The 15,846-nt window shown below is 57.1% G+C and carries 12 protein-coding genes, 1 tRNA gene and 3 pseudogenes; 15 read left to right on the forward strand and 1 reads right to left on the reverse strand.

What is annotated here, in order from left to right; translation table 11 throughout:
* Nucleotides 1-3 precede the first annotated feature (3 nt).
* From CU_RS10460 to CU_RS08300, 11 genes and pseudogenes are all read left to right on the forward strand, one after another.
* Nucleotides 4-975 (forward strand): TOMM precursor leader peptide-binding protein, encoded by a 972-nt coding sequence (locus CU_RS10460; protein ID WP_012360879.1) that lies wholly within the window; start codon nucleotides 4-6, stop codon nucleotides 973-975.
* Nucleotide 976: 1 nt separating this feature from the next.
* A complete protein-coding gene (locus CU_RS10465) occupies nucleotides 977-2,371 on the forward strand; it encodes a YcaO-like family protein (protein ID WP_012360880.1) in 1,395 nt (464 codons plus the stop codon).
* Between the two features lie 11 nt (nucleotides 2,372-2,382).
* Nucleotides 2,383-3,216, forward strand: coding sequence for a SagB/ThcOx family dehydrogenase (locus CU_RS08270; RefSeq protein WP_012360881.1), 834 nt, complete (start codon nucleotides 2,383-2,385; stop codon nucleotides 3,214-3,216).
* Complete coding sequence (locus tag CU_RS10470) at nucleotides 3,213-3,791, forward strand: CPBP family intramembrane glutamic endopeptidase (protein WP_012360882.1); 579 nt, start codon at nucleotides 3,213-3,215, stop codon at nucleotides 3,789-3,791. Before CU_RS08270 ends, CU_RS10470 begins: the two co-directional genes overlap by 4 nt.
* 237 nt (nucleotides 3,792-4,028) lie before the next feature.
* A pseudogene (locus CU_RS10475) lies at nucleotides 4,029-4,690 on the forward strand (transposase); the annotation flags it as partial.
* A 604-nt stretch (nucleotides 4,691-5,294) separates the two neighbouring features.
* On the forward strand, nucleotides 5,295-5,468 hold the full coding sequence (locus tag CU_RS11155) for a hypothetical protein (protein ID WP_407919460.1): 174 nt from the start codon (nucleotides 5,295-5,297) through the stop codon (nucleotides 5,466-5,468).
* Between the two features lie 22 nt (nucleotides 5,469-5,490).
* On the forward strand, nucleotides 5,491-6,840 hold the full coding sequence (locus CU_RS08285) for an IS256 family transposase (protein ID WP_012360886.1): 1,350 nt from the start codon (nucleotides 5,491-5,493) through the stop codon (nucleotides 6,838-6,840).
* Nucleotides 6,841-6,875: 35 nt separating this feature from the next.
* A pseudogene (locus CU_RS10495) lies at nucleotides 6,876-7,393 on the forward strand (IS3 family transposase); the annotation flags it as partial.
* Between the two features lie 552 nt (nucleotides 7,394-7,945).
* Nucleotides 7,946-8,476 (forward strand): annotated as a pseudogene (locus tag CU_RS11175) (IS30 family transposase); the annotation flags it as partial.
* A gap of 51 nt (nucleotides 8,477-8,527) precedes the next feature.
* A protein-coding gene (locus tag CU_RS08295; protein ID WP_095075329.1) for an IS3 family transposase occupies nucleotides 8,528-9,756 on the forward strand; the annotation gives its coding sequence in 2 pieces (ribosomal slippage) (nucleotides 8,528-8,804 and nucleotides 8,804-9,756; 1,230 coding nt in all).
* Nucleotides 9,757-10,054: 298 nt separating this feature from the next.
* A complete protein-coding gene (locus CU_RS08300) occupies nucleotides 10,055-11,245 on the forward strand; it encodes an IS1249 family transposase (RefSeq protein WP_041628620.1) in 1,191 nt (396 codons plus the stop codon).
* A 64-nt stretch (nucleotides 11,246-11,309) separates the two neighbouring features.
* Here CU_RS08300 and CU_RS08305 read toward each other — a convergent pair.
* Nucleotides 11,310-11,382 (reverse strand) — tRNA-Thr (locus CU_RS08305).
* 105 nt (nucleotides 11,383-11,487) lie between these two features.
* Between CU_RS08305 and thrE the strand changes: the two genes are divergently transcribed.
* The 4 genes from thrE (at nucleotide 11,488) to CU_RS08325 (ending at nucleotide 15,831) form a co-directional block, all read left to right on the forward strand.
* Nucleotides 11,488-13,215, forward strand: coding sequence for a threonine/serine exporter ThrE (thrE, locus tag CU_RS08310; protein WP_012360892.1), 1,728 nt, complete (start codon nucleotides 11,488-11,490; stop codon nucleotides 13,213-13,215).
* Nucleotides 13,216-13,309: 94 nt separating this feature from the next.
* Nucleotides 13,310-13,705, forward strand: a complete 396-nt coding sequence (locus tag CU_RS08315) for a hypothetical protein (RefSeq protein WP_173362365.1) — start codon at nucleotides 13,310-13,312, stop codon at nucleotides 13,703-13,705.
* A 54-nt stretch (nucleotides 13,706-13,759) separates the two neighbouring features.
* Nucleotides 13,760-15,319, forward strand: a complete 1,560-nt coding sequence (locus CU_RS08320) for an alpha,alpha-trehalose-phosphate synthase (UDP-forming) (protein ID WP_012360894.1) — start codon at nucleotides 13,760-13,762, stop codon at nucleotides 15,317-15,319.
* A complete protein-coding gene (locus CU_RS08325; protein ID WP_012360895.1) occupies nucleotides 15,319-15,831 on the forward strand; it encodes a hypothetical protein in 513 nt (170 codons plus the stop codon). Before CU_RS08320 ends, CU_RS08325 begins: the two co-directional genes overlap by 1 nt.
* The last annotated feature ends 15 nt before the right edge of the window (nucleotides 15,832-15,846 follow it).

Genomic DNA, 15,846 nt, shown 5'->3' on the forward strand with positions numbered 1-15,846 from the left:
AAGATGACTGAAACTCAGAGGTACCAAGTTAACCCAGACCTGCGGGTATCGCGCGACGGCAACCAGATCGTTATAGAAGCCGCGTCAAACACATATTGTCTCTCCGATGAGGCTCTATGGCCTTTCATCTCTGAAGTACTCTCAACCACCGAGGAGCTCACCATTCCAGAAAATAATGACGAGTATGAGCCTAGAGACATTGAACGACTTCAAGCAGCATTTGAAATTCTTTCAGAAACTGAAGTTCTTATTCCATCTGAACGCACCCCTTGGCCGGATACAATAGTTTCATTAGCTAACAGAAGTGGACGACTCGTTCCTCTTGAAGACATTGCCCACCGTTTAGAAACAGCCGAAATCCTCATCGTGGACCCGCATAGCTCCTCCACAGTGAGTACTTTGACAGCAGCAATGAGAGACTACCCCATCGCTGAACCGACAGTCGTACAACAATTACCGAAACACAGCTCAGCCGACCTGATGGTAGTCGTTGCCGCAGATGAACACGACCCACTGCTCGACGAAGCGAACAAAATTGCGCTGGACTCTGATATTCGCGTTTGGACGCCACTGACACCAACCCGCAACGGCAGGTTCAGGGTTGGCCCTTGGTTCTACCCCAATCAGTCCGCCTGCTACAAATGCCTCCGACTGCGAGAAGGCAGTGTCGAACGAGAACCGGTACTTGCTGACATCCAACGAAAAGGCCAGTCAGCCATACCAAGGCATGATCGTTTCGACAGCCAGCCCGCGATGACATCAATGATGATTTCGATGCTCACCGACGCAATGCTCACCCACATAGCTCTCGACGGAGCCCAAGGCCAGGCACCGGTCGGTGGGTTTGTCGATGTGAAATACGGGCTAGAAGGGTTTGAATTAGCCAATCACCGCGTGCTGCGTGTTCCTCGATGTCCTCAATGTTCAGCTGCTTCCGGAACAGGTTATCCACAAATTTGGTTTCATGAGGAGTGAAATGGCCGCATCAGCAGAATTTTCGCGACCAGCCTACACTGAACTGACGTCTGGGAATCGCTGGTCAAGCTTAGAAGATGGAATGAAACGAGCCCGCCTACTAGTTTCCGATCGAGTGGGCATCGTTAGTCGTGTGTTCGATAAAGTACATGACATTGATGACTCATACTGCTATGCCATTGGTTCGGAAACGGCCAACGGAGAATATCTAATAGGCTCGACGAGCAATAAATTCAATGGCGGTGGTGCGATCTCAGAGACAGGCACATACCTAGCTGCCATCGGTGAATGCGTTGAACGCTACAGTGGCGCATGGGTCCCGTGGGAAAATCTTCGACGGACTAGCTACTCAACCCTGAGCAAGGACTCAACGCCTGGCGTACACCCAGACGTGTGGAGTCCCTTTCATGCCCGCCAGTTCGAGGACACGAGTTTCGAATATCATCCATTAACGCACGATAGGGAGCTAAACTGGTCTGCTATGCAGGACCTTTCCACCGGAAAAACGGTATGGGTGCCTTCTCAGATGCTGTATCTATATCCGACGGACCCGCATCATGAACAATCAGCTGTGGGTTACGCAACCAGTAGCGGGTTAGCTTTCCATTCTACGCCTGCGGAAGCTATTCTTGGCGGTCTTTATGAGCTGATTGAACGGGATGCGTTCATGATCGTCTGGCATTCACGGCTCACAATGCCACTCATCGACATTGAGTCGCAACCTGAGCTTTCCAAGTTCATGCGCCGCTACATTAAACCCTCAGGTGTTGATGTGTATCTGGTCGATCTCTCTAGCATCTCGAGGATCCCGGTTGTATTGGCAGTAGCTATCAATCCACACACGGATCACGCACCCGTTGCTCTGGGTGCTGCCGCAGGCCCCACACTGCTCGCCGCTGCTAAAGATGCAGCGATCGAGTGCTTGCAGACAAGGAACTGGGTTAAAGCGGAACAGAGGGATGGAAATTCCCTTGACCCGGACCTTCGTGACATGAAAGCCTCCATCAGAGATTTCGACGATCACATTCGCTTCTATGCAAACGCGAAAGCACGCGACCGAGTGAAGTTCCTCATCTCTTCAGATGAACGAACTGATGTATCTGCTGGCGGAAGTTTCGCCGGTGACAGCCCAAATGAAGAGATCGCCACGTTAGTATCGGCTTTGAACACACAAGGGATCGATGTGTTCGCTAGAGACCTCACGAGCCCAGATGTTCGCGAAGCAGGCGGTGCGGTTTTTAAGGTCTTTAGCCCGCAGCTGCAAATGCTGGATGTTGGTTTCCACCGCCGGTTCCTCGGAAGCCAACGTCTCCGAACTCGCGCCCGCGAACTCGGCGCTTGCTCTAAGGACCTCAGTTTTGAAGATTTCAACCCTCTTCCCCACCCATTCCCATAAGGAGGAAATTCTTGTCATCCGCAGCCGAAGCAAGCCACAGCGCAAACCTTCGAGAAATCGTCTACAACACTGGCGTACCGGAAGTATCCGACCCCAGCGAGGACTACTTTGAAGCGTCAAAACTGACTAGGGACGGCCTTGCCTGGGAAACGCCCGGCATCCCTCTGCTGCTGCAATCGCCAGAACTTCAGAAGATGAGTGGACGAGCGTCAAGACGTTACACCTCGCGTCCCTTCACCGAACTAGGCGAACCTGAGCCGCTTCCGCGAGGTCTGGACTCATTACTTCGATCACGACGTTCATGCCCCCAATTCGGAGGAGGCAAACTGTCGCTGAACTCGATTCACCAAATCCTTCATCATTCCTACGGAGCCTATCCCGTCGATAACGGGCACCAAACACGCAGAAACGTGCCTTCAGGTGGTGCTTTATACCCGCTTGATCTTTATCTCGTGTCTCGCAACGTTGAGACCCTAGATGCAGGAGACCTTCACCACTTCGACCCTTACAGAAAGGGGCTCGCACACATTCGAAGTAATGTTGACCTCGACTCGCTCGACGAGGCCCTCTTGTTGCCGGAGGTAGCGCAGGACGCGTCGGCCTTCATAATAATCAGTGCTACTTTCTGGCGTAGCAGGTTTAAATATTCCCAGCGAGCTCTGCGTTTCAGCCTGATGGAATCAGGTCACGTTGCTCAGAATCTGATCACAGTGGCTACAAGCATCAACGTTCAATCCCGAGTATTCGGTGGATTCATCGATAGTGAGGTGAATTCGATTCTTTCCGACCATAACGGCGTGGATGACGCAAGCCTGTACGTGGTGCTCTTAGGATCTGAGACATGACCTTTCTGTCCAAGTTCGTTCATGTGGCGTGGACATTCAAAGGACCTGAACTTCTAACTCGAGCTCGGAAACAATGGCCCAAACAGTTCCGCCCCTCCGCGGGGTGGTATCACGACATCCCAACAGCAATTATTGCTGTAATATCCCTCTGCGAAGAAGCGCTGCGACGCCACAGCCGCCCCTTACTATGGAAAGGGGGCAAGAGTTGCAGCTTGATGGCCATTGGCGCTGGTTTGGCGTTGCATAATCTTAGCGTTTTCGTGTTAGCACGACGGGTGCCCCAGTACCATTTCCGCTCCCTGTCAAAAGTACAGCTTGCACAAACTATAACGGTCGCAGCCGCAGAAGAAATTATCTGGAGAACCGACGGCGGATATACCTCACGACTCATCGAAAGTATAGGGTTCGGCCTTACTCATCTAAGAATTGGGTCAATTCCCGGCGTAATCCATATGGGTATATTCGCGTTGATTGCGCGCTATTTCGAGCGGAGACATGGGTTGGTAGCCTCCGCCTTGTTCCATAGCTCCTACAACATTGCTCATGAAAGCGAATCGCATAGAGACAAGAAGTAATCGGAAACTACCAACCTTGATGTCCCATGATTAGGGATGTTCACGAGGCCATGCCCAATCTAGGTTACTAATTGGGATTTGAAGTGTCCCAGGTTTTGTTCCGTCTGAGTAGATGAGAAAAATTGGACCATGCCGAAGAAGTTTGACCAGGATGCGAAAGACCGCGTCGCCCGCTGTTGGGAGAGTGTCTGATGGTTTGTGTGTGGGAACCTAACCTGCATGAGGAGATGGATCAGAATGACTACTGTGGCGAGACAAGATCCGGCTGATAAGGCCAAGATTGATGCGATTGGAAAGAAGCTTCTCGCTAACCCTGAAAACGCGAAACTGATTGATGACCTTGGCACATCGACGACGGATGCCAACGACCTAGTTCGGGGGCATGCTACGAGCCTCGATCACTAGGGGTTTGAATGCTGAGATGGACGCCCACCTTGGCTATGAGCCCGGCGACAGGAGCGGAAAAGCTGCCGCTAGGACAGACAAGTACCGCAACGGGTCGTATCCAAAAACCGTGGATTCTAACTACGGGCCGGTTACTGTGGATGTGCCGAGAGATCGGGCTGGAACATTCTTGCCGACTATGGCCCCGCAAAGGCTCGAGGCGTTTGACTGACGTTGGGTGAGATGATCATCAGCTTGTATGCCGGTGGGATGACAATTAGGGATTCCAGCACCATATGGCAACTGCGACCCGGGTTGATAGTTCCCATGAGACGATTTCTGCGGTTACCGACGCCGTCTTGGATGAGGTCATGGTCTGGCAAAACCGCCAGTGAGATGAGTTCTACCCGGTCATTTTCCTCGATGCGCTGCGCATTAAAGTCCGCGACGGCGGCCGGGTAGTCAACAAGTCCGCGTACATGGCAATCGGTGTAGACCTTGACGGTATCAAGCACGGACCTGGCCCCGTTAGGTAGACACCTGCTATCCAGCCCGGTTGGGTTGGGAAGAAAGGTAATCTACCATTATTCCTAGGTACTCCGAACAGTTCAAACGTGATGCTGTGGCCCTCTACGAAAACAATGAGGACCTCTCACTTCACCCGGCTGCAGCAGAGCTAGGAATCAATCGTTCTTCACTTTATTCCTGACTTAAGCTGTTCGGCACCGGCAAACGTGCCCACTCGAAAAACATGCGTGATAAAGCTCAGGCGACGACTGATTCTGAGCAGATCCGCCAGCTAGAAAAAGAAAACGCGAAGAACGCGATATCCAGCGCAAGGCCGCGAAATATTTTGTTTAAAGAGACACGCCGGTAATCCGCTTCCAGTTTGTCTATGACCACCGAACCGAGTACTCGGTTAAGCGGATGTGCCACGTGTTAAAGCTCAATCGCTCCTCGTTCTACCAATGGGTCAACACCGCCGAAAAAACGCAGGTTAAAGATGTGTTCCGATGCCCTTATTGGTGCAAAAATCAAGACCACTTTTGATGATGAGCAGGGCTTTATGGTGCTAAACGCATCGCTGCGAGCCTCAACGGTGATACGGATTTCGGCCCGATCAATCACAAGAAGGTCGCACGCATCATGAAATCCATGGGGCTTAAAGGCTTTGCCAAGCGCCGGCGATGTGTCGCTACCAGGCGTAAGCCTGGTCACCGAGTCATGCCAGATTTAGTAGGCCGCAAATTCACCGCTGAGAGGGTGTCAGGAAGTTTGTGTGTGAGGCTCTGATCGAGAAGGAGTGTCACCGATAATGACTACTGTGTCACCGAAGAAAGGCCATGACCCGGCGAGGGTCAACGAGATCAGCGAGAAGCTGATGGAAAATCCTGAGCTGGCTAGCCTGATCAGCGAGCTGTCGACCTCCGCTGATGATGCCAGCGAGCTGGTCAAAGGCTTGTTGCAGGCATCAATCAACGCTGGTCTGCAGGCGGAGATGGATGCGCATTTGGGCTATAGCCACTCCGACCGCAAGTCCAAAGCCCAGGTTGAACCCGTGCACGGCGGCAATCACCGCAACGGGTCGTACACCAAGACCGTCAATTCTGGCTACGGCGCGGTGGAAGTGACCGTGCCCAGGGATCGTGCCGGCACGTTTACTCCGAAGATGGTGCCCAAGGGCGCACGTCGGCTCACAGAGCTCGACGACATGATCGTCTCGCTATACGCCGGTGGGATGACAGTGCGCGATATTCAGCATCACCTCGCGACCACGCTCGGGGTGGATATGAGCCCAGATACGATCAGCACCATTACCGATGCGGTGTTAGACGAGGTCATGATCTGGCAAAACCGCCAGCTCGACGAGTTTTACCCGGTGATCTTCCTCGACGCGCTACGCGTGAAAATCCGTGACGGTCACCGCGTGGTCAATAAGGCCTGCTACATGGCGGTTGGTGTCGACATGGACGGCATCAAACACATCCTGGGATTGTGGATTGCCGATAATGAAGGCGCTGCATTCTGGGCATCGGTGTGCGCGGATCTGGCCAACCGTGGCGTCCAGGACGTGTTCATCGTGTGCTGCGACGGGCTCAAAGGCTTGCCGGAAGCTGTCGAGGCAACCTGGCCGAATTCCATGGTGCAAACCTGCATTGTGCACCTGATTCGGGCTTCGAACCGGTGGGTGTCGCATCAGGACCGCAAATCTGTCTCCCGTGCGCTACGTGAGGTCTACACGGCCGCCAACGAGGACACCGCCCGCGACGCCCTGGACGCGTTCGAAGCCAGTGAACTGGGCCAGAGATACCCGCAATCGGTCAAAGTCTGGCGCGACGCCTGGGACCGGTTCGTGCCGTTTTTACAGTTCCCGCCAGCGGCCCGCCGGGTGCTCTACACCACGAATTCGATCGAATCGCTCAACGCTGAACTGCGGAAAGCTACCCGTAACCGCGGGCAATTCCCGAACGACACCGCGGCGCTGAAAACGCTGTGGCTGATGATCTGCAACATCGAAGACAAGCGCGCCGCCCAGCGAGCGAAGAAAGCAAAGCGCGACATCGAATGCAATGGCTATATTGAAGGAGCGAAAGCCACCGGGTGGAAACAAGCCATCAACCAACTAGCCGTGGCTTACCCCGACCGATTCGCGGACTACTTGTAAACCAAGCCCCCGCACACAAACAATCGGACACTCTCACCGCTGACAGGCCAAACCACGTCTATGGTAGCGACATTACGTACCTGCCGTGTAAGGGTGGCAAGAACATGTACCTTGCCACGGTCATCGACGTCTACTCTCACAAACTTGTCGGTCATGCACTCGCGGATCACATGCGGGTATCGCTAGTTATCGAAGCTTTGTCTCATGCCAGAAAGGTCCGCGGAAGCCTTAAAGGGGCAATTTTCCATTCCGATCACGGCAGTGTGTATACTTCACAGGCATTTAGGGACCACTGCGCCCAACTTGGTATGCGCCAATCCATGGGAGCAGTGGGAACGAGTGTCGATAACGCCCCTGCAGAATCCTTTAACGCCACCTTAAAGCGTGAAGTACTGCGTGATAGGAAACTCTTTGAAAGTCCAATCAGCTGCCGCCAGGAAATCTTCCGGTGGTGCATGCGCTACAACACGCGCAGGCGGCACTCCTGGTGCAACCTTCTAGCCCCGATGACTTCGAAGCGCTTAATTCAACTACACTGACCCAAGCAGCATAGCTAACCCCCGACGTGTCTACTTTCCGGGGGCCAGGCCCCCTTCCCCGCGAAATATAGGCACCCACCAACCACGGCAGTCCATGCGGGTGGACATATACTTTAGCATATGGCGGAACACACACTATAACATATGTCTAAACATATGTTCTGCCATATAGCAGGACTTGCGGGCGCACAGCGGTGGGGCGAACGACTACGCAGATTTCTGCCCGCAGTAGAGAAAAGGTAGCTACGGCCTCGGTGTGGGAGTATTGCGAAACCTCCGCGCACATTAGCCTAAGACATGACAGCATGGTTCGTCCCTGAACCATCGCTGCACAATAAAAAGGACCCCAGCGAGCGGCCACTCGTTGAGACCCTTGGGCCTAAAAGACCTACGTGAAGCACAACTGCAATGAGCTCTACTAAAGCGGTCATAAGAGTTACGACCTTGATTGCCAACTCCAGCTTCTTCCCGGAAGTGGCGTCAGGGTCTTTTTCTTTATGACCGGATGCTTAAGTTCTAAGGGGTTGCTTAAGTTCTAGGGGTCGTTGCAACACTGATCTGAAGGGTTGGTGTTGGTGATGACGATGTTACGGTGGGACCCACCGGTTGAGGAGATCATTCGGTTCCACCAGTTGGTGGTGGGTGATGGTTTGTCGGTGCGTGCGGCTGGGCTGGATCTGGGGTGGTCGTTAGCTACGGCGTATCGGGTTGCGCATCGTGATGGGTTACCACTGCGGAATAAGACGTTGTCGTCACAGGTGGTTGATGAGATTGTTGCGTTGTTTTCCCAGAGTGTCGCGCCAATGGATATTGTGCGGCGGTTGGGTGTGAATCCTTCGTCGGTATACCGGGTGGGGATATCGATTGGTGTGCGGCCCCGTCCTGCTCCGGAGGGTCGGCGGGCTGTGGCTACGGCGCGGCGAGTGGAGTATTTGGAGCTTCGGGCCTGTGGGTTGGATCGTCGTTCTGCTGCAGCTGCGTGTGGGATGGGGTTACGTGGTGCGCTTGATGTTGATAAGGGGGTGATTAAAACACGTGGTCGGCGTGTGCCGTTTGTGCCTGATGGCCAGGCAGTTTATCGCTATAAACGGCTTATGCTGAAGTGTCCTGGGTTTAGTTCCGATCATTTCTAGAGAAGGATTGGAATCATGCCAAGGAAGTACAGTGACGAGTTCAAGGCCAAGGCAGTGCGTTTGGCTGAGGACCTCGTTGAGCTCGAAGGGTGCTCGAAATGGGGTGCAGCCGTAGAGATCGGTGAAAAGCTCGACATTCCAGCGCACACGCTCAACAACTGGTTGAAGCCGAATATGGCCTCGTCCGATGCTGAGGTTGGCGCCGGCGAGTCACCGGCTGACGAATTGAAGCGGCTCCGGAAAGAGATTAAGCAGCTACGCAGGGCTAATGAGATCTTGAAAACCGCGTCAGCTTTTTTCGCAGCGGAACTCGACCGTCCCACCAGAAGATGATCGAATACATCGATGCGTATCGCGATCGCTTCGGGGTCGAGGCCATCTGTCGCACATTGAAAGAAACAGAATGTGGGTTCATCACCTCTCGTGGCTACCGAGCAGCGAAAACACGAGCCCCGTCGGCGAGGAGTTTGTCAGACGCGCTGCTCATCCCCGAATTGATGAAAGTCTACGAGGACAACTTCAGCGTCTACGGGGTCCGGAAGATGTGGAAGGCTATGCAGCGCGCCGGCTGGAACATCGGTGGTGATCAGACCGCGCGTTTGATGAAGCAAGCTGGCATTTACGGCCGCAGACGTGGCCGCACTCCGATGACAACGCTTCGGGTCAACGTGCCGGATGGCCGCCCTGGCCTGGTCAACCGTGACTTCACCGCGTCAGCGCCGCACCGGTTGTGGGTCGCTGACATCACCTATGTGCACACCTTGTCTGGTTTTGCCTACACCGCGTTTATCACCGATGTGTACTCCAGGAAGATCATCGGTGTGGCGACTCGGGCGAGCATGCGTACCGATGAACTTCCGCTGGAGGCCTTTGAGCACGCCCTGTACCACGCTGGTGATCTCCGTGCTGAAGGGCTTGTCCACCACAGTGACCGCGGCTGGCAATATGTGTCGATCCGTTACGGTGAAGCGCTCGCCCAGGCGGGTATCGATCCATCTGTCGGCACCGTTGGCGATTCCTATGACAACGCGTTGGCTGAAACGGTCAACGGGCTCTACACAACAGAGCTGATTTATCCCCACCGGCCGTGGACATCGGTCGGGGAAGTCGAGATTGCGACCCTTTGCTGGGTGCACTGGTGGAACAACCAGCGACTTCATCAATCCCTGGGATATATCACTCCACAGGAGATGGAGGACGTCTACTATCAACGATCAGGCGCTCAAACGTTGGGCGTTAAATAAGCGGAACGAAAACCAGGACGCTTCAGATGGCGGAGCTGTTAGGTTTAGCTGAAAGCTAGGAAATGTTGCAACGACCCCTAGAATCCGCCTTGGATAGAAAAAATGAGAAAAGGCCCCGGTTTCCCGGAACCTTTCAGGGTTAAGTAGCAGAAAGTGTGTCTGAATTTCAGCCTATCTGCTGGTCAGACCGTACAAAACGGGCTTAAATAAGGTTCCAGACCTTATTCAGGCCCGTTTCTTGTCCAATCCACCGGAATGGCTCCTGCATGTGATATCAGCGGCTTGGTTGTCTTTCTGGGTGACTCCAAACAGACCCCGATGCCCTATATGCGCTCGGCAAATGAAGAAAAACGGCACCACAACCAAAGGAACAACCAGATGGCGGTGTAAAAACCCTGACTGCGGATGCTCAACAACACGACACCGCAAAGATCAAGCACTTGCCCGCGACTTCACAACATTTCACCGCTACGTCACTACGACAGCACCACTGACTCGCATCGCCTCGGAAGTCGGCTGCTCACGCTGGACACTGGACCGTAAATTCGAACCATTCTGGCTCATCAATGTCCCTCACACCCCGGACCCCAACCGAGTCTACGACCAGATCTTCATCGACGGCACCTACACCGACGCTGGTTGCTTGCTTGTGGCAGCCAGCCGTGACCACGTCATCACCTGGCATTGGGCCAAACGCGAGTCAGCCCACGCCTACACCCAACTACTCAAAAACATCGCCCCACCACTATGCGTTGTCCTCGACGGCGGACAAGGCGCCTACAGCGCCATCAAAGCCTGCTGGCCCAACACACGGATTCAACGCTGCCTTGTCCATGCCCAACGCGTCATCCGTCGCTACACCACATCGCGTCCACGCACCGACGCCGGCAAAGCCATCTACGCCCTGGCGTTGAAACTGACCAAGATCACCACACTCGACCAAGCACGCGAATGGACACTACGCATGCACGACTTCGGGGTGGTCTACAAGGACTTTCTCAATGAGAAGACATCCGTGCCGAAAGAGCGCCGCACCCTGAATAAACAGTGGGAATGGACCCACCTGTGGGTCCGCAAGGCCTACCACTGCCTGCTGCACCTCTCACGGAAAGGATGGCTGTTTACCTTCCTCCAGCCCCCACCAGAAGCACTCGAACCAAAGCGCTGGGCATCAACAACAAACAGTCTGGAAGGCGGGATCAACGCCCAGCTCAAACGCATCGCCGATGCCCACCGCGGCAGATCCGGGGAGCGCCAACGCAAAATGCTCGAGTGGTACCTGCACTCGAAAACGCAGCTGCCTGACGACCCGCTAAAGATCGCCAGGCAGTGCAATTACGGACAAGATCAACTCGCCAAAGTCAACGACCTTGTCCCAGAAGACCACAACAAAGCCGACCACGAAACAGGACGACCAGCCTTCTACGACAACGCTATCCCAACCGAATACCAACACAACATAGGAATCCGGAAAGGGCCCATGAGATAAAAAGGGCCCACCCGGCGACACGCCGAGCAGACACACTTTTTGCTACTTAACCCACCTTTCACCGAGCCGAAGACGAGACTCGAACTCGCAACCTACGCATTACAAGTGCGTTGCGCTGCCAATTGCGCCACTTCGGCACACCCATCGCTCATACGAGGCGTGGGCGCTTAAAGAGTAGCAGCCCACCACAGAAGCCCACGAATTTTTAGGCCCACCATCACCTCCAGTGCGGGAGGGGCCTTGTGTACGGTGTTGTTGTGGCACATTATCTAGCTCGGTTCGCCCGACACGCCAGCGACATGCTCTTTACTGGCAATCGCGCGACCATCGACGGAATTCGGTTAGCGCCGCCACCCACGCCGCTGGCCCCGGTGAACCTCACGGACCCGGAGGAAATCCACCGCGTCCTGAACCTTGCCGCACGCATTGGGGACCAGCTGCTGGCTGCCGGCACCGGCAACTCGGACGCGAAGGCGGAGATCAAAGCGATCGCGGCCGCCTACGGACTGCACTACACGCACGTGGACATCACGCTGAACACCATCACCGTGTACGCCCACAACGACGAGTCCCGCAGCCCCGTGTCCGCCTTCCGGGTCGTGAAGACCCTCAGCACGAATTTCTCCCGCCTCACGGAGATCGACCGGCTGGTGCGTTCCATCATCGCGGGCGCTACCCCGCTGGATACTGCAGAGCAGATTCTCGCCAAGATCGAGCGCAGCCCGCTACCGTTCCGTACCCGCTGGGCTTTGCTGTCCTGGGGTGGATTTGCCTTCTCCATCGCCCTGCTGCTGGGCGGTGGCTACGCCGTCGCCTTCGTCGCGACGATCACGACCCTGTTCATCATGTTCTCGACGGCATGGTTGGCATCAAAGTCGCTGCCGGAGTTCTACCAGAACTTCCTGGGTGGCTTCATCGCGGTCTTGCCGGCCGCAGTAGTCACGCAATTCGCGACGGAACGCGGCTGGTATTTCCCACCCTCACTGGTGGTGGCGTCCTGTATCGTCGCGCAGCTGGCGGGGTTAACGCTGGTCCAGGCGCTCCAGGATGCGGTGACGGGGGCACCGGTCACGGCCTCTGCTCGCTTCTTCGAGACGGTGTTAAACACAGGCGCGATCATTGCCGGCATCGGCGCGGCCCTGCAATTCGTCCACATGGTCGGCATCGACATGACCCCCCTGGACGTGTCCACCACCTCAGGAGTACTGGGCGGAACGACAGTGCGCGTGCTCTCTGGCGCGGCGGCGACGGTCTTCTTCTGCCTGGCCTGCTTCACGGAGCGACGCGCGACGGTGGTCGCCGCGGCTACCGCGTTGGTCGCCTCCATCGCGCACAATATCGTCCAGACACTAGCCGAGAGCTCCACGATGATGCCGGCTGCGGCCGCCGCGATTCTGGTGGGCATGACCGGTGGTCTGCTCTCCCGCCGGTATATGGTGCCGCCGCAAATCACCGCCGCGGCCGGCATTACCCCCTTCCTGCCCGGCCTGGCGCTGTACCGGGGGATGTCCTCGATCTTGCAGGACAAGCTGGTCATCGGTATGTCGAACCTGGCATTGGCCGCGGCGACAGCGACGACGCTGGCCGCGGGCGTGGTCTTCGGTGAGTGGGTGGCCCGCCGCCTGCGTCGCCCCCGCATCCTGCACCGGGAGTACGGCCTGCGTCGCCCCCGCATCGCGGTGCGCGAGCGCCGGCCGCGGCGTCGGCACGGAAATCATGCGGCACACCCCCTGGACCAGCACCCGTTGGACCGCTCGGTGCCGCGGATGAGCCGCAAGCGGGAGGGCACCCGATCCCTGTGGAGCATCGACTCCCTGCTACACACGAGGCAACGCCGCAAGCTCACGAAGATCCGGGAAAACGAAAAGCGGGCACAACAGCAGCCGCAGGAGCAGGTCGATTCGCCGACCCAGCGAAACCTCAACGGCCATGGTGGCTCAGCTGCGGGCTCCGAACACGGCCAGGACTGATTAGCGTAGAATAGGCCCGTTACCAGGCAACGAGTTTTTGATTCATCGTCAAGGGCCACCGCCAGTTCAAGAGTTTTCGTGAAAGAGGATGCCAGTGCCCCCAAAGGTCACAGACAATCGTCCAGCTAGCGCCGAGTCTTTGCACGCCGTTCCGGTTGAAACTGCTCTCGCCGCCCAGCGGATCGTTGCCACCTATGCCGAGGATTTCCTGGACGGCGTGACCCTGATGAGCATGCTCGGCGTCGAGCCGGATGGCCTGATCCACCGCAAGGTCGTCGAGGAGCTGGAGGCTAACGAGGCCGCCACGAAGAAGGCTAGCCGGAAGACCACAAAGAAGTCGGCAAAGAAGGCCGCGAAAAAGGCGACCAAGAAATCCACGAAGAAGGCCGCGAAAAAGGCGACCAAGAAGGCCACGAAGAAGGCTGCTAAGAAGAGCACCAAGAAGGCCGCGAAGAAGGCGACGAAAAAGGCCACGAAGAAGGCCCAGTAGTCCGCGTACACTTGGTGCCATAATCGGCACCTAGGAAGCGCTTCAGGAGGCACGATGGCCACCGACGGTGGTTCAGATTTTCTTGTTATCGCCAACCGTCTGCCCGTCGACCGGATCGACGATAAGTGGGTCGCCTCCCCCGGCGGGCTCGTCACGGCACTCAAGCCGGTTCTGCAGGAGAACAACGGTGCGTGGATCGGCTGGCCGGGAACGACCAAGAAGGTCAAGGCCAAGGAGATGCCACCGCGACAGAAGACCGGCATCGACCTGATCCCGGTGAATCTCTCCGACACGGATTACGAGGAGTTCTACGAGGGCTTCTCCAATGCGGGGTTGTGGCCGTTGTACCACGACCTGATCGTGCATCCGCGCTATAAGCGCTCCTGGTGGGCGAGCTACCACGCCGTCAACCGCCGCTTTGCCGATAAGGCGATCAAGGAAGCCGCGCCCGGCGCGACGGTGTGGGTGCAGGACTATCAGCTGCACCTGGTGCCCGGCATGATCCGCGAGGCACGCCCAGACCTCAAGATTGGTTTCTTCCTCCACATCCCCTTCCCTGCCCCAGAGCTGTTCCGCCAGCTTCCGTGGCGCCGCGAGGTGCTGGCCGGCACGCTCGGTGCGGACCTCATCGGTTTCCAGACCCAGGACAGCGCCCGGAACTTCCTGCACACGCTCCGCGCGCTGGATTTCGACGTTCATTACGACGATCCCACGGATGCCGAGTTCGTCAGCGGCGCCCGCCTGCCGGAGGAGAACTCCGTCATCGGCTGGTGCACCACGAGCCCCACGGCGACCAGCACCGCCGCAGCCGAGGCTGCTAGCGAGGATCAGCAGGATGAACAGGCGCAGGAGCATGTCACCCGCATCGGGGTCTTCCCGATCTCCCTGGACTCCGCCGCCGTCGAACGACAGGCCCAGCAGCCGGAGACGCTGGCCAAGGCGCAGCACTTAAGCCAGCAGCTGGGCTCGCCGAAGGTCCTGATGGCCGGGGTGGACCGGCTGGATTATACGAAGGGCATCGTGCAGCGCCTGCTGGCTCTTGAGGAGCTGCTGGACTCCGGTGAGCTGAAGAAGCACGGGCTCAAGGCCAAGGACATCTCCATGGTGCAGGTGGCCACCCCCTCACGGGAACGGCTGGAGGACTACCAAGCCACCCGCAAGGACGTGGAGCGCATCGTCTCCCGAATCAACGGCAAGCACGGCTCGATGGGCCGACCGGTGGTCAGCTATGTGCACGATAACCAGTCCTTCAAGAAGCTGGTCGCGCTGTATCTGGCGGCAGATATCATGCTGGTCACCGCGCTGAAGGATGGAATGAACCTGGTGGCCAAGGAGTACGTGGCCTGCCACTCGGATGGCACCGGTGCCCTGGTGCTCTCGGAGTTCACGGGCGCAGCCACGCAGCTGACCAGCGCCTTCATGTGCAATCCTTATGATAAGACGCAGCTTGCGCAGACGATCCTCACGGCGGCTACGTCCAAGCCTTCGGACCGCCGGGAACGGATGCAGAAGATGTGGGAGAACGTCCGCGAGTTCGACGTCGACCACTGGGCGGACAGCTTCCTGGCCGAATTGCGCACGGACGCGACGTCCCCAGGCAAGGAGGAGCGGTGATGGAACTCAGTAAACTGCGCGGAGCTCAGCGGGGCCGAACTGCAGCCCGAGCCGGTGCCGCCGTCCTCGCTACGACCGGCCTGCTGGGCCTTAGCGCCTGCGGCGAGGCCGAATCCCCGGTGGGATGGACGCAGTGGCAGGTCACCCGCATCTACCAAGACCCGGACACACCGGCCGATCTGCCGGAAACCCAGGAGGGCCGCCTCTTCCTGGTCATCGGTGAAGACTCCCTCACCGGGGCGAGCGGCTGCCTGAATCTCAAGGCCGACGTCCAGTGGCGGGAGAAGGAATCCCAGCTTGAGGTCGGCCAGCTGAGCGTCGAGGAAATCGGCGGCGAAGCCGAGTGCGCACCGAGCGATGAGCGCAATGCCGAGCGCCTTCGCGACGTCCTGGAAAACCAGACGCTGACCTATACGCGCGACGGTGGGCGCTCGCTGCGGCTGCAGCAGTTCCACCCAGACGCCGCCGAGTGGGAAACCCCGAAGGCACTGAGCATGGTCGCCCGCGCCTAGGCAGCACCCACCCCC

The organism is Corynebacterium urealyticum DSM 7109 (genome assembly GCF_000069945.1).
Classification (GTDB): domain Bacteria; phylum Actinomycetota; class Actinomycetes; order Mycobacteriales; family Mycobacteriaceae; genus Corynebacterium; species Corynebacterium urealyticum.